At 62.4% G+C, this 18,693-nt stretch carries 21 protein-coding genes and 2 tRNA genes; 11 read left to right on the plus strand and 12 right to left on the minus strand.

What is annotated here, in order from left to right; translation table 11 throughout:
* Positions 1–82: 82 nt before the first annotated feature.
* Positions 83–1,234 carry a Gfo/Idh/MocA family protein gene (locus tag ACXYMS_RS14325; RefSeq protein WP_458907353.1) on the minus strand — a complete coding sequence of 384 codons (1,152 nt, stop codon included), beginning with the start codon at positions 1,232–1,234 and terminating at the stop codon, positions 83–85.
* A 128-nt stretch (positions 1,235–1,362) separates the two neighbouring features.
* The gene (locus ACXYMS_RS14330) at positions 1,363–2,109 is read right to left on the minus strand and encodes a sulfite exporter TauE/SafE family protein (protein ID WP_458907355.1); all 747 of its coding nucleotides are present in this window, start codon (positions 2,107–2,109) and stop codon (positions 1,363–1,365) included.
* Positions 2,110–2,331: 222 nt separating this feature from the next.
* Here ACXYMS_RS14330 and ACXYMS_RS14335 point away from each other — a divergent pair, with 222 nt between their 5' ends.
* The 4 genes from ACXYMS_RS14335 (at position 2,332) to ACXYMS_RS14350 (ending at position 6,293) form a co-directional block, all read left to right on the plus strand.
* Positions 2,332–3,372, plus strand: a complete 1,041-nt coding sequence (locus tag ACXYMS_RS14335; RefSeq protein WP_458907357.1) for a Bug family tripartite tricarboxylate transporter substrate binding protein — start codon at positions 2,332–2,334, stop codon at positions 3,370–3,372.
* Between the two features lie 202 nt (positions 3,373–3,574).
* Complete coding sequence (locus tag ACXYMS_RS14340) at positions 3,575–4,120, plus strand: tripartite tricarboxylate transporter TctB family protein (protein WP_458907358.1); 546 nt, start codon at positions 3,575–3,577, stop codon at positions 4,118–4,120.
* Between the two features lie 12 nt (positions 4,121–4,132).
* A complete protein-coding gene (locus ACXYMS_RS14345; protein ID WP_458907360.1) occupies positions 4,133–5,659 on the plus strand; it encodes a tripartite tricarboxylate transporter permease in 1,527 nt (508 codons plus the stop codon).
* The gene (locus ACXYMS_RS14350; RefSeq protein ID WP_458907362.1) at positions 5,634–6,293 is read left to right on the plus strand and encodes a TetR/AcrR family transcriptional regulator; all 660 of its coding nucleotides are present in this window, start codon (positions 5,634–5,636) and stop codon (positions 6,291–6,293) included. The genes ACXYMS_RS14345 and ACXYMS_RS14350 overlap by 26 nt, the downstream gene beginning before the upstream one ends.
* A 40-nt stretch (positions 6,294–6,333) precedes the next feature.
* Here ACXYMS_RS14350 and ACXYMS_RS14355 read toward each other — a convergent pair whose 3' ends face one another.
* Together ACXYMS_RS14355 and ACXYMS_RS14360 are read right to left on the minus strand one after the other, a co-directional pair.
* Positions 6,334–7,035: a PadR family transcriptional regulator gene (locus ACXYMS_RS14355; protein WP_458907364.1), complete on the minus strand. Its 702-nt coding sequence runs from the start codon at positions 7,033–7,035 to the stop codon at positions 6,334–6,336.
* Positions 7,036–7,190: 155 nt separating this feature from the next.
* A complete protein-coding gene (locus ACXYMS_RS14360; RefSeq protein WP_458907366.1) occupies positions 7,191–8,180 on the minus strand; it encodes a complex I NDUFA9 subunit family protein in 990 nt (329 codons plus the stop codon).
* 165 nt (positions 8,181–8,345) lie between these two features.
* Here ACXYMS_RS14360 and ACXYMS_RS14365 point away from each other — a divergent pair, with 165 nt between their 5' ends.
* Both ACXYMS_RS14365 and ACXYMS_RS14370 read left to right on the plus strand, forming a co-directional pair.
* The gene (locus tag ACXYMS_RS14365) at positions 8,346–8,708 is read left to right on the plus strand and encodes a GFA family protein (RefSeq protein WP_458907367.1); all 363 of its coding nucleotides are present in this window, start codon (positions 8,346–8,348) and stop codon (positions 8,706–8,708) included.
* A 58-nt stretch (positions 8,709–8,766) separates the two neighbouring features.
* Positions 8,767–8,851 (plus strand) — tRNA-Leu (locus ACXYMS_RS14370).
* 54 nt (positions 8,852–8,905) lie between these two features.
* Here ACXYMS_RS14370 and ACXYMS_RS14375 read toward each other — a convergent pair.
* Entirely contained in the window at positions 8,906–9,280 is a 375-nt protein-coding gene (locus ACXYMS_RS14375) for a VOC family protein (protein WP_458907369.1), read from the minus strand.
* Between the two features lie 19 nt (positions 9,281–9,299).
* On the minus strand, positions 9,300–10,916 hold the full coding sequence (gene lnt, locus ACXYMS_RS14380; protein WP_458907371.1) for an apolipoprotein N-acyltransferase: 1,617 nt from the start codon (positions 10,914–10,916) through the stop codon (positions 9,300–9,302).
* Between the two features lie 257 nt (positions 10,917–11,173).
* On the opposite strand from lnt, the gene tsaB reads away from it, so the two are divergent.
* The 4 genes from tsaB to ACXYMS_RS14400 all read left to right on the plus strand — a co-directional run bounded on the left by tsaB (position 11,174) and on the right by ACXYMS_RS14400 (position 13,127).
* Positions 11,174–11,785, plus strand: a complete 612-nt coding sequence (tsaB, locus tag ACXYMS_RS14385) for a tRNA (adenosine(37)-N6)-threonylcarbamoyltransferase complex dimerization subunit type 1 TsaB (protein ID WP_458907373.1) — start codon at positions 11,174–11,176, stop codon at positions 11,783–11,785.
* Positions 11,785–12,261 carry a ribosomal protein S18-alanine N-acetyltransferase gene (gene rimI, locus ACXYMS_RS14390; RefSeq protein ID WP_458907375.1) on the plus strand — a complete coding sequence of 159 codons (477 nt, stop codon included), beginning with the start codon at positions 11,785–11,787 and terminating at the stop codon, positions 12,259–12,261. The genes tsaB and rimI overlap by 1 nt, the downstream gene beginning before the upstream one ends.
* A 90-nt stretch (positions 12,262–12,351) precedes the next feature.
* On the plus strand, positions 12,352–12,750 hold the full coding sequence (locus tag ACXYMS_RS14395) for a Fur family transcriptional regulator (protein WP_458907803.1): 399 nt from the start codon (positions 12,352–12,354) through the stop codon (positions 12,748–12,750).
* A gap of 131 nt (positions 12,751–12,881) precedes the next feature.
* On the plus strand, positions 12,882–13,127 hold the full coding sequence (locus ACXYMS_RS14400; protein ID WP_458907376.1) for a hypothetical protein: 246 nt from the start codon (positions 12,882–12,884) through the stop codon (positions 13,125–13,127).
* Here the strand turns inward: ACXYMS_RS14400 and ACXYMS_RS14405 are convergent.
* From ACXYMS_RS14405 to ACXYMS_RS14430, 6 genes are all read right to left on the minus strand, one after another.
* Entirely contained in the window at positions 13,124–13,390 is a 267-nt protein-coding gene (locus ACXYMS_RS14405; protein ID WP_458907378.1) for a hypothetical protein, read from the minus strand. The genes ACXYMS_RS14400 and ACXYMS_RS14405 overlap by 4 nt on opposite strands.
* A 205-nt stretch (positions 13,391–13,595) precedes the next feature.
* The gene (pncB, locus tag ACXYMS_RS14410; protein WP_458907379.1) at positions 13,596–14,903 is read right to left on the minus strand and encodes a nicotinate phosphoribosyltransferase; all 1,308 of its coding nucleotides are present in this window, start codon (positions 14,901–14,903) and stop codon (positions 13,596–13,598) included.
* A 541-nt stretch (positions 14,904–15,444) separates the two neighbouring features.
* Positions 15,445–16,539, minus strand: a complete 1,095-nt coding sequence (locus ACXYMS_RS14415; protein WP_458907804.1) for a winged helix-turn-helix domain-containing protein — start codon at positions 16,537–16,539, stop codon at positions 15,445–15,447.
* 99 nt (positions 16,540–16,638) lie between these two features.
* Entirely contained in the window at positions 16,639–17,046 is a 408-nt protein-coding gene (locus ACXYMS_RS14420; protein WP_458907805.1) for a GIY-YIG nuclease family protein, read from the minus strand.
* Positions 17,002–17,077 (minus strand) — tRNA-Ala (locus ACXYMS_RS14425). The genes ACXYMS_RS14420 and ACXYMS_RS14425 overlap by 45 nt, the downstream gene beginning before the upstream one ends.
* 175 nt (positions 17,078–17,252) lie before the next feature.
* Complete coding sequence (locus ACXYMS_RS14430; RefSeq protein WP_458907380.1) at positions 17,253–17,648, minus strand: TIGR02300 family protein; 396 nt, start codon at positions 17,646–17,648, stop codon at positions 17,253–17,255.
* A 232-nt stretch (positions 17,649–17,880) separates the two neighbouring features.
* Between ACXYMS_RS14430 and ACXYMS_RS14435 the strand changes: the two genes are divergently transcribed.
* On the plus strand, positions 17,881–18,534 hold the full coding sequence (locus ACXYMS_RS14435) for a (d)CMP kinase (RefSeq protein ID WP_458907381.1): 654 nt from the start codon (positions 17,881–17,883) through the stop codon (positions 18,532–18,534).
* Positions 18,535–18,693: the final 159 nt, after the last annotated feature.

Raw genomic sequence — 18,693 nt, forward strand, 5'->3', positions numbered from 1 at the left:
CCAATGCTTTGGCATTCCGAACGTCGCCCCGGCTTAGGCCGGGGTGACGCTCGGTGGGCGGGATGGAAAAGGTTCTAGACCCTCAAAACTCCAGCTTCGGAACATCCAGCCAGCGGCGTTCTGCCCAGCTCTTGAGACCCAGTTCGGCCAGCTGTACGCCCTTGGCGCCGGCTTCCAGGCCATATTCCCATGGCGCGTCCTCGGCGACATGGCGCAGGAACATTTCCCACTGCACCTTGAAGCCATTGTCGGCCGGCCAATTGTCCGGAACCTCTTCCCAGTCATTGAAGAAATTCATGGTCTGCGGCTGATCAGGGTTCCATACCGGCTTGGGCGTGTTGACGCGATGCTGGGTCCAGCATTTGTGCAACCCGGCCACGGCCGAGCCATGGGTGCCATCGACATGGAAGGTGACGAGGTCATCGCGGCGCACGCGGGTGGTCCAGCTCGAATTAATCTGAGCGATCACGCCGCCGTCGAGTTCGAAAGTGGCATAGGCCGCGTCATCGGTGTCGCAATCAAAGGACTTGCCTGCTTCATCGACGCGCTTGGGAATGTGGGTGGCGCCGAGGCACGAGACGGCCTGCACTTCACCGAAGAGATTGTCGAGCACATAGCGCCAGTGACACAGCATATCGAGAATGATGCCGCCGCCATCGTTCTTGCGATAGTTCCAGCTGGGGCGCTGCGCCTTCTGCCAGTCGCCCTCGAATACCCAGTAGCCGAACTCGCCGCGCACCGAGAGGATGTCGCCGAAAAAGCCGCTATCCTTGAGCATCTTGATCTTCATCAGCCCCGGCAGGAACAGCTTGTCCTGCACCACGCCATGCTTGAGGCCCGAGGCGCGGGCAGTCTTGGCGAGGTTGACGGCGATTTCGAGATCATCCGAGGTCGGCTTTTCGCAATACACATGCTTGCCAGCGGCCAGCGCCCGTTCGAGCAGGCCAGCGCGCATCAGTGTCGTGCCGGCATCGAAAAAGATCGTGTCCTCGGGATTGGCAAGGGCCGCATCCAGATCGCTGCCCCAACGAGCGATATTGTGCTTCTTGGCGAGGCGCTCGATCTTGTCAGCGTCGCGTCCGACAATGATCGGATCGACCACCAGACGGTCGCCATTCTTGAGCGTGATGCCGCCTTGATCGCGAATTGCCAGGATCGAGCGCACCAGGTGCTGATTGTAACCCATGCGCCCGGTGACGCCATGCATGATGATGCCAAGCCGTTGCTCTGCCATTCGAATTCCTCCCAAGCCGCTGCTTTTGGTGTAACTGATTAGTTACTTGCCTATATGAGCGACACCGGTGTCGTCAAGCGGCTCCGTTGTGAATCTATGGTCGAATTGAGTGGACCGGGGGCTGCTACCTAGAGCCCGAGCACCATTTTGACCCCGATCAGTCCGAGGAAAATCAGGATCATCCGGTCAAAGGCCTTGCGGCTGAGCTTGCCAGCAATGGCCTGGCCAAGCGGCATGAAAATGATGATGGGTATGAGCGCCAGAAAGCCCTCGAGCAGCCATTGCGGCTGCATCACCCCCGCAATGCTCAGTGCCGGCAGTTGCACCGCCGAGTAAAGAAGGAACATGGTCGAGACCGCAAACACGTGGGCGTCCCGGTCCATCGACATCGCATGGATGAAGGTGACCCCGATGGGCGCCGAAATGCCGGTCGCCCCCTGCAAAATGCCCCCTCCCATGCCGGCCAGGGGGCCGGCGCGGCGGGCCAGCACCGGCCCGACCACGAAGTGGGGCGCGGCGAGGCGGAGGGCCACATAGACGAGCAGTATCACCCCCAATGTCAGTATCAGCGCCCGCTCCGGCAGGCTGGTCAGGGCCCAGGTGCCCAGGCCGATGCCCACGGCGCCACCGACCAGGAACAGCGGCAGGAAGGCCATGCGATCATCATGCCGAATAGCCCGAAAGCGCCAGACCTGCCAGGCATTGGTGAAGATCAGCGGCACGCACATCAGCCCCACCGCGTGCTGCAATCCGAAAAAGGTGGTGAGTACCGGTAGCGCCACCAGGGGCAGGCCCATGCCCGTCGCGCCCTTGACCACGGCGCCCGCTCCCAGCGCCATGACCATAATGGCCAGCGGTCCGAACTCAAATTCCATGCTTCTGATCCTCAAGGGCCGAACAAGATGGTTCGCCCAGACGCCAATCTACCCTTGTTATCACTAGAAGTTCTTGCTGCAACATCGTTTCTGGCGCGACCTGAGAAAGCCATTAGGTCACTAGACAGTTACATAGGTGTTGACTCGCTGTATCATTCGGTCGCAGGCTCGCGGGGCGAGAGCCGAAGACAGCGGTTCCACCACACACGGGAGGAAAAGACGATGAAGCAGTCTCTGCAAATTGTCCTGGCGTCGGGCTGTGCCCTGATGACGCTGGGAACGGCCATGACTTTTGCCCAGGAATGGAAGCCGGATCGGCCGATCAACCTGATCGTGCCTTGGGGCGCCGGCGGTTCGACCGACCAGGTTACCCGCGTCACTGCGCCCATCCTGGCCGAGGCGCTGGGCGTTGAGGTCGTGGTGGTCAACCAGCCAGGCGCCTCGGGCGCCATTGGCACTCAGGAAGTGCTTAACGCCCCGCGTGACGGTTACACCTGGACCGCCAACGCCATTGCCAACAATGCAACCTATTCGGTCACCGGTCTGCTTGAAGACACCGATATCGATGACTGGCATATCTATCTCTCGGTCGCCAATGTGCCGGTCGTTGCGGTGCCGACTGACAGCCAGTTCGAAGACTTTGGGCAGCTGCTCGAAGCCTTCCAGTCCGATGCCGGGCGCGGCATCAGCGTAGCCACGGCAGGCGTGACCTCTTCGGGCGGCACCGCCATCGCGGCGCTTTCCGATGCCGCAGGTGGCTTTGACTACAATATGATCACCTATGATGGCGGCGGACCCGCGGCTATTGCCACTGCGTCCGGCGAGGCCATGGTCACCACCCAGTTGGCGGTGGAACAGACCGAACTCATCCGCGGCGGCCGCCTGAAAGCACTGGCCGTGCTCTCCGACAAGCCGCTGGAACTCGACGGCGTCGATCCGATCCCGCCAGTCACCAACTGGCTGCCGGACATGCCACTCGCGCCGGATTATTTCGGCATCTTCATCCCCGCCGGCGTGCCCGACGAAGTGATTGCCACCATGGACAAGATCTGGGCCGAGCAGGTGATGAACTCCGAAGAGGTCAAGACCTATGCCGAAACCTTCGGCGCGGTCTTTGCTCCGTCTTATGGCGAAGAAGCTCGTGCGCTGGCCATGCCGGTGGTCATCCTCGAGGCCTGTTCCTCGGTCGAGCGCGGCGAAGCCGTCAACGATCCGTCCACGATCGGCATCGACTGCGAAACCCGCACCGAAGTGGGCATGTAAGGGACTGGGATCGAGGTTGATCGCCTCGGTCCCATTCCACCCTCCTGCTTGAGGGGAGGATAGAGCAGCCAGGCCCTTGGGGCTGTGGCAAATTCGGGGTAGGGGTCCAGCGGTGGATCACGCCAAGACCCCTACCCTCGTTCCTGCCGCAAGGGGAGGGACGCGAAGGCGCCGACCTTCCAGCTTCTCAGACAAGGCCTCCATGACTACCGATCCCGACACCCCGATCCCACCCGACGACGCATCTCAGCCCGGCATGGTCAAGGCCGACCTTCTGACGGGTCTCTTCTTTATCGTCCTCGGGCTGGCGATATTTTACGGCGCCTGGACCATGGATCGCCTGGACATTCGCCGTATCCATCCCATGACCGTGCCGGGACTTGTGCCGGGAATGCTGAGCGTTTCCCTGACTTTGTGCGGCGCCATTCTGTCCTTTCGATCCATCCGCTCACCGGCGCCGGATGGCTGGAAGCAATTGTCCGGCGCCCTGATTTCGGGCGCCGCCGGCCGGGCTGCCGCCGTCATGGTTTTGGCACTCATCTATACGCTGGGCCTTGTGGGCACGCTGCCCTTCTGGGCCGCGACCGGCCTGTTTGTCTTTGCCTTCATCCTCCTGTTCGAATGTTGGCTGGCCGAACCGCGACGACGAGTGCTCAACTCCCTACCATGGGCTCTGGGTCTGGCTGTCGTCACGGCAGGCGTGGTGACGCTGGTCTTCGAGCGCGCCTTCCTCGTCCGGCTGCCATAGGGATATTGGACCATGTTTGACGGCCTTATTATGCTGGGCGGTGGACTTGCCCACTTCCTGACCCCGCTCTCCCTGTTCAACATTGCCTGGGCAACCTTGCTCGGCATCGTCATTGGCGCCCTGCCGGGTCTCACCGCAACCATGGGCGTGGCCCTCTTGGTCACCCTCACTTACAAGATGGCGCCAGATCAGGCGATCTTGTGCCTGATGTGCATCTATTGTGGCGCCATCTATGGCGGCAGCCGCACCGCCATTCTCCTCGCCATCCCTGGCACGCCCGCCAGCGCCGCCACCACCCTCGACGGGCATCCCCTGGCCCTTCAAGGCAAGGCGGGCACGGCGATGGGCCTGGCCACCACGTCTTCGGCCCTGGGCACCATCATCGGTATTATTGCCCTGGCGCTGATCGCGCCGCTGCTGGCCGAGGCGGCGCTGAAGTTTGGCACTTATGAATTTTTCTGGCTGGCGCTGTTCGGCGTCATCATTTCGGGCCAGTTGACCGCCATCGATGATCCGCTCAAGGGCTATACCGCCGGTATTCTGGGACTTCTGGTTGCCATGGTTGGCATGGAGACGCTACATGCCCACCAGCGCTTCACCTTTGGTATCCCCTCGCTGGGTGGCGGCATCGACCTCATCCCGGCCATGGTCGGAGCCTTCGGCTTTGCAGAGATCCTGGGCGTGATGAAACGCACCGCCCAAGCCCGCATTATTTCTACGGGTGACCGCGTCATTCCGCGCTTCTCCGACGTCTTTCGGTACAAGTGGACCACCATCCGCTCGGGGCTCATAGGCACCTTTGTCGGCATCGTGCCGGGTGTCGGCGAGGATGTGGGCGCCTGGGCCTCCTACGCGGCGGCCAAGCGTGTCAGCAAGGAAAAGCACCTGTTCGGCAAGGGTAGTCAGGAGGGGCTGATCGCGGCGGAAACCGGCAATTCAGCTGTCATTCCGGGCGCCATGATCCCCACTCTCACACTGGCCCTGCCCGGTTCGGCGGCGGCGGCTGTGCTGATCGCCGCCATGTTTATTCATGGCATCCGTCCTGGCCCGCTGCTGATGACGGAAAATCCCGAATTCCTCTACCAGATCGTAGCCATCCTGCTGTTCTCCACATTGGCCATGCTGGTCTTCGGCCTAACCCTGACCAGGCCTCTGCTCACCGTGCTGCAGGTGCCGCGCGAGCGCCTGATGGCGGTGGTCTATGTGTTGTGCGTGGTGGGGTCCTTCGCCATCACCCAGCGCATGTTCGACGTCTATGTCATGCTCGGCTTCGGCATAATCGGCTTCATCCTGCGGGAGATGAAATATCCCATGGCGCCGCTCGTCCTGGGCATCATCCTGGGCGACCTGCTCGATCTCAACCTGCGGCGCGGGCTGTTGCTGACCAATGGCGATCCCAGCCCGTTCTTTACCCGGCCTATCAGTGCTGTTATCTGCGTCATCATTGTCCTGACCATCCTCATGTCCATTCCGGCGGTATCCAAACGTGTCAGATCCCTCCTCAACCGCGGTCGTGGAGACGCCTCGGCGCAAAGCTGAGACGGCCAAGCGCCCGCGCAACTCGGCCAAGACCAAGGCCTCTATCCTCGCCGCAGCGCGGGTGGAGTTTGCCGATCGGGGTTTTGAGGGGGCCAGGGTCGATGCCATTGCCGATCGGGCCGGCGCCAACAAGCGCCTGCTCTACCATTATTTCGGCAATAAGGAGGAACTGTACCAGGCGGTGCTGCTCGACGCCTATCAGGAGATCAGGCGGGGCGAACGGGCGCTCAGCCTTGATCAATACGATCCGGCGCAGGCCATGGACCGGCTGGTGCGCTTCACCTTCCGGCATTTCCTGGCCAATCCCTGGTTCCCGCGCCTGCTCGGTACCGAAAACATCGAGAATGCGCGGTTTCTAAAGACCCTTCCCGACATCAAGGCGCTGCATTCTCCGCTGGTGGGACAGATCGCCGCCATCATCGAGCGCGGTGCTGCCACCGGCGTCTTCCGTCGCGATGTCGATCCGGTGCAGCTCTATATTTCCGTGGCGGCACTGGGCTTTTTCTACGTGTCCAATACCGCGACGCTCTCGGTGATCTTCGAGCGCGACCTGACCAGCGTCAACATGGTCCAGGAACGCGAAGCTCATGCCGTGCAGATGGTGCTCGACTTCCTCAGAACCAAGCCGGTGTGAAGGCCCTTCTCCCTCCAGGGAGAAGGGAAGAGATGAGACGTTAAATATCCACTTCGTCATCGCCCAGCGCATGGAGCGCCTGGGCGGCTTGCTGCATGATGGCGGCAGCCTTGCGCTGCTGCTCCTGGTCGGCGCGGCGGACACGCTTGATGGCGTCCTTGAGTGTCTTGCGGGCCGCTTCAAGCTCGGGCGCCGCGTCCTGCATCGGGCGGTCCGGCCCGGCCTCGCGCTCACCCCAGTGCGGTGGCACATTGCCGTTCTCCGGGTCGCCGCCAAGGGGCCAGTCGGCCTTCACAAATTCTCGGAAGCGGTTCATCTGCGCGCCGGTCCGCGCCAGGAAGTCCAGCGTCGAAGACACCGCCTCGCGGTTTTCATCGAGATGCCGCTTGCCCGCATCGGTGATGGTGTAGAGCTTCTTGTTCCCGTCTGCCGCCGAGGTCACGTAGCCGGCTTCTTCGAGATAGGTCAGAGCCGGATAGACAATGCCGGGACTGGGTGAATAGACGCCATTGGAGCGCTCCTCCACCGCCTTGATCAGGTCGTAGCCATGCCGGGGCTGCTGCTCAATAAAGTAAAGTGCCACCAGCCGCAGGTCGCCGGAGGCGAGCATGCGGCCGACGCGGAAGCTGCCCCCAACACCGCCGAATTCCTCGTCCGCCATGCGCGCCATGCGGCCCCAGCCGCGTCGCGCCATGCGCTCGAACTGCCGCCAGTCCGGTTCGCCATTCTTCCAATAACTCATGACCTATCTCCAGATATGTCGCTCTCGCCCTTGTCTGAGAGATTGTAGCCCTAACTTTGCTCTTCAAGATATATCGTGAGATTATTTTGATGTCGCAGGATAACGAAAAGCCCCGGGTTTCGGCCCGGGGCTGTAAGGTCGATGGTGCTCGAATATCAGACCGGGTAGGCCGGTGCGTCACCGTCGCGGTCGAACTGCCCATGGCGGCGGAAGCGCCACATATAGGTGGGCAGTACATCGTCCATCGGCGTGGGGGTTATCCCGAAGGCGGCAAGCGTCCGCTTATTCTCCCGGGCTTCCTCCGACACGACATTGTCGATGCCGAGCAGGTCTACCTGGTCGGGCGTGATCAGGGGCTTGAACGGCAGGAACGCGAGAACGCTCGCCAGCAGTTTCATCAGCCCAGAGGGCACCGGTAGCAACGGTCGGTTGCGGCCGGCCTCGCGCAAGATGCGCTGCATCAGCGCCTCGTGGCTCTCCACATCCGGCCCGCCCAGTTCGTAGATGCGTCCGGTCTTGACCGCGCCTTCGGCGGCACGGGCAATGGCCTCGGCCACATCACCCACAAAGACTGGCTGGAACAGCGTCCGGCCCGCGATCAGCGGCATGATCGGGAACAGGCGCGCAAGCGTGCCCATCAGGTTGAAGAAGCCATCGCCCTGGCCGAACATGATCGAGGGACGGATCACCACTGCGGCGGGGAAAGTCGCCAGCACGGCCTCTTCGCCCTTGAGCTTGGAGGCGGCATAGGCGCTGACCTCGGTGGCCTTGTCGACGCCCAGGGCCGAGACATGCACCAGCGCCGTCGCGCCGGTCGCTTTGGCGGCGCGGGCCACGGCAGCAGCGCCCTCGACATGCACGGCGTCAAAGCGTTGCTTGCCGCCCTGATGGCCAATGCCAACCAGGTTGATGACCACGTCCGAGCCCGCGGCAGCGCGCCGCACCGAGGCTTCGTTTCTGAGATTGGCCTGCACCGGCATGACCTGGCCGACGCCGCCATACATGCGCACCTCGCCGGCCAGATCCGGACGGCGCACGGCTACGCGGATGCGATAGCCCTTGCGGGCCAGCAATTGCACCAGATGGTTGCCGACAAATCCCGACCCGCCGAAAATGGTGACGAGCTTGGGTTCATTGCGATCCATGGTGGGACTCCGTCAGATCAGCCTGGACTTCAGTTGAGACGCTTCTAGCGCAGCGCCCTTGCCCCTGTCGAGCCTTCCGATGCCGCGGTTCGCATGTCGGGCGACTTGACTCGCTGCAATGTTGTTCCCTATTTGTTCTGAAATCCAGACTTGAGGAGAAGCCTGATGAGCGACATGCATAGCTATGAGGGCCAATGCCATTGCGGCGCTGTCCGCTTCACGGCCCGGACTGACCTGGCCTCAATGGGCGATTGCAATTGCTCGCGCTGCCGACGCCTGGGCTGGGTCATGCAATCGGTGCCAGCGAACGATTTGACCCTCCATTCGGGGGAAGACCACCTGACGCTTTACCACTTCAACTCCGACCGGATCGACCACTTGTTCTGCAGGACCTGCGGCATAGAACCCTTCGCACGCGGCAGTGACGGCAAGGGTAATGAATTGGTGGTGCTCAACGTGAACTGCCTCGCAGGCGTCCCGCCGATTGATCGCAGCAGCATCAAACATTGGGACGGTGCAAACTTCTGACAATGGTGATCAAACCGCATTGACAATGCAAGGCCGCCGCCCTAGTTACACGCCCGTCGCCCAGATGGCGGAATTGGTAGACGCGCACGGTTCAGGTCCGTGTACCGCAAGGTGTGAAGGTTCGAGTCCTTTTCTGGGCACCAGTTTCTCAAAACCCCGATTGCAGCAGTGCGGTCGGGGTTTTGCTTTGTCCGGGGCTAGGCCGCGCAGACGCAGAAATTGTTCCCTTCCGGGTCGTTGAGCACCACATAGCCCTCACCGCGTCGGACCATGCTGGCACCCAGCCCGACCAGGCGCGCCACTTCCGCCTCTACATCCTCAGCGACGATATCGATATGAACGCGATTACGCGAAGGGCGTGGCCCCGGCCGCAGATGAAAGCAGAGTCGGGGTCCGGGCCCGGCCACCATGACGCTGGGATCGGTTTCCGGCGTGAATCCGAGCGCCGCCAGCCTTGCGATTTCGACTTCGTCATAGGGCAGCACCGCATAGCCATCGAGCGCTGCGGCCCAGAAGAGGGCCAGAGCGGAGGGCAGGTCGCTGTCGATGACGATGTCCTTGAACCGGGCCATGCCTCACCCTCCGTTTTGCCTATTCCGGCAGCCGCCCGCGCCCCCGGCGGGAGGCGACGAAGCCGGCAAGAATACCGGCCAGCGCGGCAATCAGAAACGGCCAGTGCCGCACCGACTGGAACACCGTGCCGCCCAGCCGCTCATGCGGGCGCACGTCAAGAGCCGCCATTTCGCCCGGGGCCAATTGTGCGGTGATCCGCCCCAACGGGTCGGTGGCAAAGGTAAGGCCGGTATTGGCGGCGCGGACAAGGCTCATGCCCTCTTCCACGGCACGCAGGCGGGCGTGGTGGGCGTGCTGGGCAGGGCCGATGGAATTGTCGAACCAGGCGTCATTGGTGACATTGAGCAGAAATTGCGCCCCGGCAGTTTCCCCCAGATCGCCCGAGAAGATGATCTCATAGCACACCAGCACCAGCGGCGCCGGCGCTGCGGGCAGGCTCATCAGTCGGCGTTTAATGTCGCCCTGCGACCAGCCTTCGGCGCCGGGAACGAACTGGGTGACGCCCAATTGCCTGAAGAACGCGCCAAAGGGGAGATATTCTCCGAAGGGTACCAGATGCGCCTTGTCGTAGCTGGCAACGACCTCGCCATCGCTATTGATGGCCACCACAGAGTTATAGGGCGGTTGCAGGGAAGCGTCCGCCCCGAGCTCATAGGGGCGACGAGGCACCCCGGCCAGCAGTGTCGCCTGGTCGGGCAGCATGCGGGCAATCCGCGCCAGCGCCTCGGGATAGGTTTCGAGAAAGAAGGGCAGGCTCGACTCGGGCCAGACCAGATGGGTAATGTCGGCCATCCCCTGGTCATTGGGATCCATGCGCATGTCCGAGAGCATCAGCAGCCGGTCGATCAGCGCCACCGGATCGACATTGCCGAAATCGGCATGTTCATGCACCAGCGGCTGCACCAGCCGGAGCGCCATGTCCTGCCGCTCGGTCGACACCGTGCCGCCCAGCCGGTTCCAGCCATAGCCAAGCTGAATGGCGATGACGAAGAGTGCCAGGAACAGCGGCGCCAAGCGCTGCGACAAGGGCCTGCCATCGCTCGGCCAGATCAGCGTCGGGGTCATGGCCAGCAATGGCGCAAGGAAAGTGAGGCCATAGATCCCGATCACCGAGGCGAGCTGCATCATCTCGTCGGTTCCCGTGAGGCTATAGCCCAGAAGATCGAACGGGAAACCGGTGAACACATGCCCGCGCGCATATTCAGCCGCCGCGAGCCAGGCGGCGAGGGTGAGGATACGCACCCATCCATGGCTCCAGGTCAGATGTGCCAAGGCACTGGCCAACCCCCAGAATAGGGCAATCAGCGCCGAGAGCGCCAGGATCGCGAAGGGCATGGCGCCCAACACCCACCCACCATCGACAAGAAAAGCTGCGCCCAGCCAGTGGAAAGCAACGAGGAAATAGCCAAGGCCAAAGGCAAAGCCGATGGCAAAGGCGGGTCCGAAGAGGCGCCGCCAGCCGCTGAGGCGCTCGGCCCCGTCCAATGCCCACACCCAGACGGGCATGGCGAAGAACAGGGCGGGCAGAATGAAGAAGGGCGGCACCGACAGCCCGGCAATGGCCCCCGCCACCAGCAGCAGCACGAAGCGGCGCCAGCCATGGCTCAGCATGGCAGTTTCTGCCAGCCAGGTCATGGGCGTATAGGAGGCGAATCAATAGACATGGGGGCAAGGTGGTCGCGCCGGTGATGGGCGTCAAGGCGATGGACTTGGCGCCGGGCCGGAGCTAGGAGTGCGATGCGTCTTGACGGTCATAGCAATGCCATTCCCGCGATCGCGGGGATCCCTGTTCGCCGGCAGAACAGCAACGGAGAGTCCCGCCTTTGCGGGAATGACACGGTGATGGAACCGGACCGCAGCAAGCGGCCGGTCCACCGTCCAGGAATTGGCGCATGACCCATCCCATCACCCTCGCCATCGACACCGCAGCGCCGCGCCTGCAACTGGCGCTCTGCCTCGCCGATGGTCGTGTGGACGTTCTGGTGGAGGACATTGCCAAGGGTCATGCCGAAATCCTGTTTGACCGGCTGGGCCTGCTGCTGGCCCGCAATGGCCTGGGTTATGAGCAGGTCGAGCGGGTAGCGGTGACCACCGGGCCAGGCTCTTTCACCGGGCTGCGCATCGGCCTGTCGGCGGCGCGCGGGCTGGGGATGGCGCGAAAGGTGCCGGTGCTCGGTATTCCAAGCCTCCTGGCGATCTCGCTTGGGGCTGCCGAGGGGCCGGTCGCCGTGCTGCTGGACGCGCGAAGAAGCGAGGCCTATTTCGAAGCCTTCCCGGCGCCTGGCGTGGTCGGATCGGGGCCGATCCTGCTCCCGATCGACACTGCACGCGCCAGCGTTCCGCCCGGCGCCCGGCTGATCGAATCGCCTTTCGTGGAAATCGCCGCCATGGCCCGCTTTGCCGCCCATGCCGATCCGGCGGCCTATCCCCCCCATGCCAGCTATGTGCGCGATGCCGATGCCAAGCCGCAGGATGCCGCCCGCATTCCGAGGCGACTGTCGTGATGAAGTTCTGGATGGCCCCCGGGGGGCTGCATGTCGAGCCGGCGGAAACCCGGGACGCCAGGGAACTGGCGCGCATCCACGCGCAGGGTTTCTATCGGGGCTGGCCGAGCGCCGATTTCGCCAGCTTTCTCGATGACCGGGCAACGCCCGCCTATATCGCCTGCGACGCCCGCCGCCGCATTGCCGGCTTTGCCCTCATTCGCACCGTGGCCGATGAGGTCGAGCTGCTCACCATTGCCGTGGACCCGCGCTGGCGGGGCAAGGGGGTCGGGAGGGCGTTGATGGATGCGGTCTTTGCCGATCTCATGCTGTCGCCGGCCCGCCGCATGTTTCTCGAAGTCGACGAACAGAACCTCGCTGCCATCCGGCTTTACGAGAAACTGGGCTTTGCCACGATCTCGTCGCGAAAAGGCTACTATCCCCGCCCTGATGGCAGTGCGGCAACGGCGCTTGTCATGGCGCGTGATCTTGGCTAACCCGTTCTCAAGGGCAATTGGGCCGGGAGCGATGGCTTGAACAGGAACTCCGCCGAACCGACCCTGGAGGAAGCCTGTGTCGCACGCGGCATGCGCATGACCGACCAGCGCCGCACCATTGCCCGGGTCATCGAGGACAGCTCCGACCATCCAGACGTTGAAGAACTCTATCGCCGCGCCTCGGCGCTGGACCCGCGCATTTCGCTCTCCACCGTCTATCGCACGGTGAACCTGTTCGAAGAAGCGGGTCTCGTCACCAAGCATGACTTCAAGGACGGCCGCGCCCGTTTCGAGCTGATCCCGGACGAGCACCACGATCATCTCATCGACATTCGCACCGGCACGGTGATCGAGTTTCGCAATGAGGAGATCGAGGCCATCCAGGAGGTGATCGCCAAGCGCCTGGGCTACAAGCTGGTCGATCACCGGCTCGAACTCTATGCCGTTCCCCTCACCGACAGGAAGGGCAAGGACGTGCCGCCCAAATGAATTTTGCCACGCTCCATGCTGGTCGCGCTCAATCGGGAACAAGTTTACCGGTTAAGCCTAACAGGCGTTCCGGCTTTTCTCATTAACGCCCCGTTAGCTATGACTGGCTCCGTAGAAATACGGAGGCGGTCATGTTTTGGGAAGTTCTGGCAATCTGGGCCATCGTTGCGGCCACTCTGGTCTGGTTCGTGCGGGACGAGAAGCGCTTGCGCCTTGACCGGCTCGCGGCCCGTGCCCGACAATTCGCCACCGGATCGGCCTGGCGCCATCGTGATGCGGCGCCGCCGACCCCGGTCCCTGCCCCCCGGCCCGCACCGCGCAGCGCCACCGATATACAGCGTAGGTTCATCGAGGAATTGCAGCAGCGCGCCGGCTAGGATGTTTCACTGGCGACCGGACCCATATGCTGCTTGAGCCGGCCGACAATGTCGGCCGCCTTGACCATCAGCCCAAGCTCGATATCGTCCTCGCTCATGCCGTCGCGCACATCCATCCAGACCGGCACCATGAGCTCATGGCGCACTTCCTGACCGCCGATGGTTTCCAGCAGGACGGCCCGGACTTTGCCGGTTATGCGGTGGGAAAGCGTGGGATGGGGCTGGCGTTCGGCTAAGGCTATATCGATCAATTCAACACTCATAACTGGCTCCGCAGAGCCCCCGATGGCCAGACTGGCCACCGGTGGTTCACTGAGCCTTAACGGCGTCGCCCCGCATCGGGTTCTCCACAGGAGCGACGAAATCAGACAATGTTGCTATTCGGCATCAAGGAAATGGCCGGGGCGTTGATGGCGCGATCAGCACGGATACATCCGATCCCGATCGGGGGCACCGGTGGGAGATTTGCTACACACGAACGGCGTGTTCGACGCGACCCGCCTCACCAAAGATGCGCAGATAGCGCGCGATCTCAGCGCTGTCACCACTTGCCTTGGCCGGATTGTCTGACAGTTTGACCGCTGGCCGCCCGTTGGCCTCGGACACCTTGGCCACGATGGAGATGGGTTTGAGGCCCGGATTGGGTTCGGGCGCGCAACCTTCGAAGTCATTGGTGAGGTTCGTGCCCCAGCCAAAGCCCATGCGCACCTTGCCATCGAAGTGGAGATACGCCTCTTCGATCATGTCGACATCGAGCCCGTCCGAGAAGATCAGCAGTTTTTCCTTCGGATCGCGGCCGCGTTCCTTCCAGAATTCAATAATCCTTTCACCACCGGCGATGGCCGGGGCACTGTCCGGCCGGAAGCCAGTCCAGTCGGCCACCCAGTCGGGCGCGTCGCGGAGAAAGGCATCGGTGCCGAAGGCATCGGGCAGGACGATGAGCAGGTTGCCGCCATAATAGCTCTTCCAGTCCTGCAGCACCCGATAGGGCGCCTCGCGCAACTCCTCGTCGGAGCGGGCCAGCGCCGCCAGCACCATGGGCAGCTCATGGGCATTGGTGCCCAGGGCCTCGAGGTCATTGTCCATGGCCAGCTTGACGTTGGACGTGCCGGTCATATTGGCGCCGATCCCTTCCTTGAGCGCCTCCACGCACCAGCGCTGCCAGAGGAAGGAATGGCGGCGGCGGGTGCCGAAATCGGAGATCTTGAGGTCGGGAAGCTTGGCCAGCCGCTCGACCTTTTCCCACATCCTGGCCTTGGCGCGGGCATAGAGCACGTCGAGCGTGAACGGCCCGTAATGCTTCATGGCGGCGCGCGAACGCAATTCATTGATGATGGCCAGTGCCGGAATTTCCCACATGGTGGTTTCGGCCCAGAGGCCCGGAAATTCCAGCACGAACTGCCCGTCACGCTTTTCAAGGCGGTATTCGGGGAGCTGGAAATGCTCCAGCCAGCGCAGGAAACCAGGCTGGAAAATCTGCCGCGAGCCATAGAAGGTGTTGCCCGCCAGCCAGATCATTTCCTTTTTTGAAAAGCGAAGGGTGCGGCAATGATCGAGCTGGGCGCGCAGCTCGTCGATGTCGATCTCCTCGGCCAGCCGCACCGATGAGGTGCGGTTGATCAGGCTGAACGTGGCCCCGACCTTGGGATAGAGCCCCCAGATCATCTGCAGCATCAGCAGCTTGTAGAAATCGGTGTCGAGCAGGCTCCGCACGATCGGATCGAGCTTGAACGTGTGATTGTAAACCCGCCGGGCAATATCGGTATAGGTGGCCATGAGATTCCTCGATGCGCGGCAGGTTTGTAACGCGGCGACGCCGTCGATGAAAGCCGCCAAGCGGGCAAAGGGTTCGCTCGCAGGCAGGTTGATGCGCCGCCCGGTCCGAGGGCGTCGCGGAGACTGAGTAGAGCGGGGTCCCGAGACGGCTCGCGTCCCAAGGTAAAGTAAAAAACGAAACGAAAGCCGTCTCGGGACGCTAGCCATTCGCGCGTAGCGCACATGGCCTTCTCGCCTCAAATCTCTCCACAGGAGAGATTTGCCCTTCGGGACGGATCGAAGTTTCTCGTTAGGCAGGACCTTGCTGGACTATTCCGGGGACCGCATCAAAGTGCAGCCCATGATGTCCGAACTCTCATCCACCGCCCACCAGACCATGGCCGCAAGCGGCTGCTCCATGCTCGGCTTTCTCTCCCGCAACCGTTCGCTGCAGTCCGCCCTTTCGCGAGGGGAATAGGTGGGAGTATGGGGGATGACTTGGGACCGGGGATTACTTTTTGATTGTTGGCTTTGATGGAGCTTCCGCTTCAAATCGCAGATCCTAAAGAGCCAGCTGAAACCGCTCGAAACGCCCAAGCTCGTTATCGATTGCCGCCCTTGCATCGACACCAACCTGTTCGAGCCAGCTCCACTTCTGAATGAGCAGCTTGCCTGCTTGCCGGTCGGTCTTCAAATCAATGGCGGCCACAACGCGGTCATTCACCAGCACCGGCAGGGCAAAATAGCCATATTGGCGCCTCGCCGCCGGCACATAGGCTTCGAAGATGTGATCATAGTCGAACAGCAGCTTGAGCCGCTTGCGCTGGATGATCAGTGGGTCGAAGGGCGAGAGGACATGAACGCGGTTGGCGGAGGCGGGGGCCACAGTATCCAGCGCCTCCGGCGACGCCCAATGCGGCACTTTTTCAGCGCCCTCGATGCTGATCGGCACCAATTGCCGGCGCTTGACCCGAGCCTCGATCAATTCGCGCACCCCCATCTTGGCCGGCGCATTGAGATGGCAGATCGAATCCAGGCTCACCACGCCCTGGCTGCGCAGCGCCCGGTCGAGGAGATAGGCCGTCACCTGCCGCGCCGTTGCCGGGCGGGGGCTCTTGTCCCAGCCGAAATGGCGCTGCGTCAAATCATAGGTCTTGAGCATGCCCTCGCGCGCCGCAATGGCCACGAGGCCCTGATAGAACATCAGCTGCAGCACCCGCTTGCTTGGCTTGCGGCTGGCCCAGGGATGGGTCTTGTCGACCAGCTCGTCATCATCGATGTCGCGGATGGAGAGCGGCCCCTCCTTTTTGAGCCTCTTCGTCATGGCGCTGATTTCGGCCTTGGTCACCGAGCCGAACCAGGCGCTGGGCTTGTCGCGATAGGTCTTCATGGCGGGGACGAAAAACGGCAGATCGGCGCTCGGCACATAGCTCAGCGCGTGGGTCCAATATTCGAACACCGACTTCTCCGCCGATTGCAGCGCGGCCAGATCGTTTCTGCGATAGTCGGGAATGCGCGAATAAAGAATGTGATGGTGGCAGCGCTCGATCACATTGATGGTGTCGATCTGCACATAGCCCAGTTGCTCGATCGCCGCCTGCGCAGCGCCGGGGCCGGACCCGAAAGGCGTGGTCTCGTCAAGCCTCTGGGCCCGCATCCAAATGGCTCGGGCCTGGGCGGCGGTGAGAGGGAGGGGTTTCTTGGGCACGAGCGATTCCTGAGGACTGACGGAACGATGTCAGATCAGGGGGAAGTGTCAAATGGGGTCAGGAGGGGTGAACTGCTGCGTCCATAGTCGCTTCTTGGACAATGCTCTTCCAGACGCGGCCTTAAGATACGTTTCAAAGGCGGTGGCACGCACCTTGTCTTCAAAAGCCAAGTACGTCTTCATCTCCCAGGGCCTGAATTTAGCCGTGTGACGAACTGCGCCCGCATTGTGCCGATCTAGGCGTTCGCGAAGATCCGAGCCCCCAACAACTTCGGCACATATCATAGGGGAAATCGGGACGTCCGTCTTCTTTGCCTTCGGCAGCTTCGCCGCGCTTTCGCCAGTGACCTGAAGGATCTTAGTGCAAGCCTCACGGGGCCTGCCGAGCCGAAGCTGCGAAGCAGCAAAGGCTGGTGGAGCCAAGCGGGATCGAACCGCTGACCTCTTGCATGCCATGCAAGCGCTCTCCCAGCTGAGCTATGGCCCCATCCGGCAAGGCAGCGAAACGCGAGGCCTTGCGATAGTCTTGGGATCGTCAGGGCGACTGCCCGTCCGAAGCGAGGCGGAACCTATTGGATCATCCCGCCGCATGCAAGTGTCTAGATGACACTTTTTTGCACTGCCGGACAGAATTCCCGCCCGGCAGAAAAATATCAATCAGATCAACGATCTTCGTCGTTGCCGACGTCAAAGCCGAGGCTGTCGTCCTCGTCTTCGTCCTCTTCGAGGAACACGTCTTCCTCGTCGTCGGCCAACTCTTCGTCGACCTCGACATCCTCGACGTCATCGGGGACTTCGTCGCCGCTCTCCTCGGCGTCGGCCTCTTCGAGGCTGACGATTTCGGGCGCTGCCACGTCCTCGACTTCTTCTTCTTCCTGCTCGTCCTCGTCAGCCACCTTGCGGGCGGTCACGGGGCTGGGCTTGCCGGGGAGAGTCTCGAAGAAGGACCGCGGATAGCTCTTGCCGGTATAGGGCGAGACAATCGGGTCCTGGTTGAGGTCGTAGAATTTCTTGCCGGTATCTGGATCGGTGCGCTTGGTACCGCGTTCGCTGGCCATCTCTCATGCCTTCTCGGAAAAGGAGAATTCCGGGCGCGCCTGATGCCGCGCGCGCCCATTTCGGTCAGTCCGGTTATGAGCAAAGCCGGGCCCTGTCAAACGCTAAATGCGGCGCCGGAGCCTCGTTTTGCCATTCCCCCGCTTTCCCGTCCAATCGCGCCCGGCCCCTTGCCCCCGCCCGCCGGCCTCGCTATCGGCTAAGTTCCGCCCCGCTCAGCAAGAGGGACAAGTCATGATTATCGCTGTCGACGGTCCGGCCGCCTCGGGCAAGGGGACGCTGGCTTCGGGCCTGGCGCATCATTATCGTCTGCCCCACCTTGATACCGGCCTGCTCTATCGCGCTGTCGGGCTGGCCGTGGCCGACAAGGAAGACGGGACTGACTTTGAAAGCGCCGCCATCGCCGCCGCACGAGCGCTCGATGCCGCTCATCTCAAGAATCTCGCCGCACTCACCGCCGCCCAAACCGGGGTGCTGGCCTCCAAGGTTGCGGTCATCGCCGAGGTGCGGGCGGCCCTGTTCGCGTTTCAGCGCAGCTTCGCCACCCAGCCCGGCGGTGCCGTACTGGACGGACGCGATATTGGCACGAAAATCTGCCCCGACGCGGATGTGAAACTGTTCATCCAGGCCGACAGCAAGGCGCGCATGGAGCGCCGGGCAAGGCAATTGGAGGGGCGGGGCCAGGCAGTGGATCGCTATGCGCTCTATCACCAGATCGAGGAGCGCGACGCCCGCGACATGCTCAATCCCCATGGCGGCTTCTACCAGGCCGAGGACGCGCACTTGCTCGATACGACACAACTCGGTATAGAGGCCGCACTCCGCGCTGCCATCGCGATTGTCGATCGGATCATGGCGCTCAAGGCAGGGGGGCAATCGCCCTCCTAATTTCCTCCTTGGGGCCCGTCCGCCACGACCATCACCAAAGCCGCTGGCCCGGACTTATGAAAACTGAATTCCTCCTGTCAGAGAAGCGGTGCTCCGTGCGCCGGCTTCGGCATTTGCCGAAGCGGACCCGCATTCGGCCAGGATCAAACCCTCAACCAC

It is taken from the genome of Devosia sp. CAU 1758 (assembly GCF_054482695.1).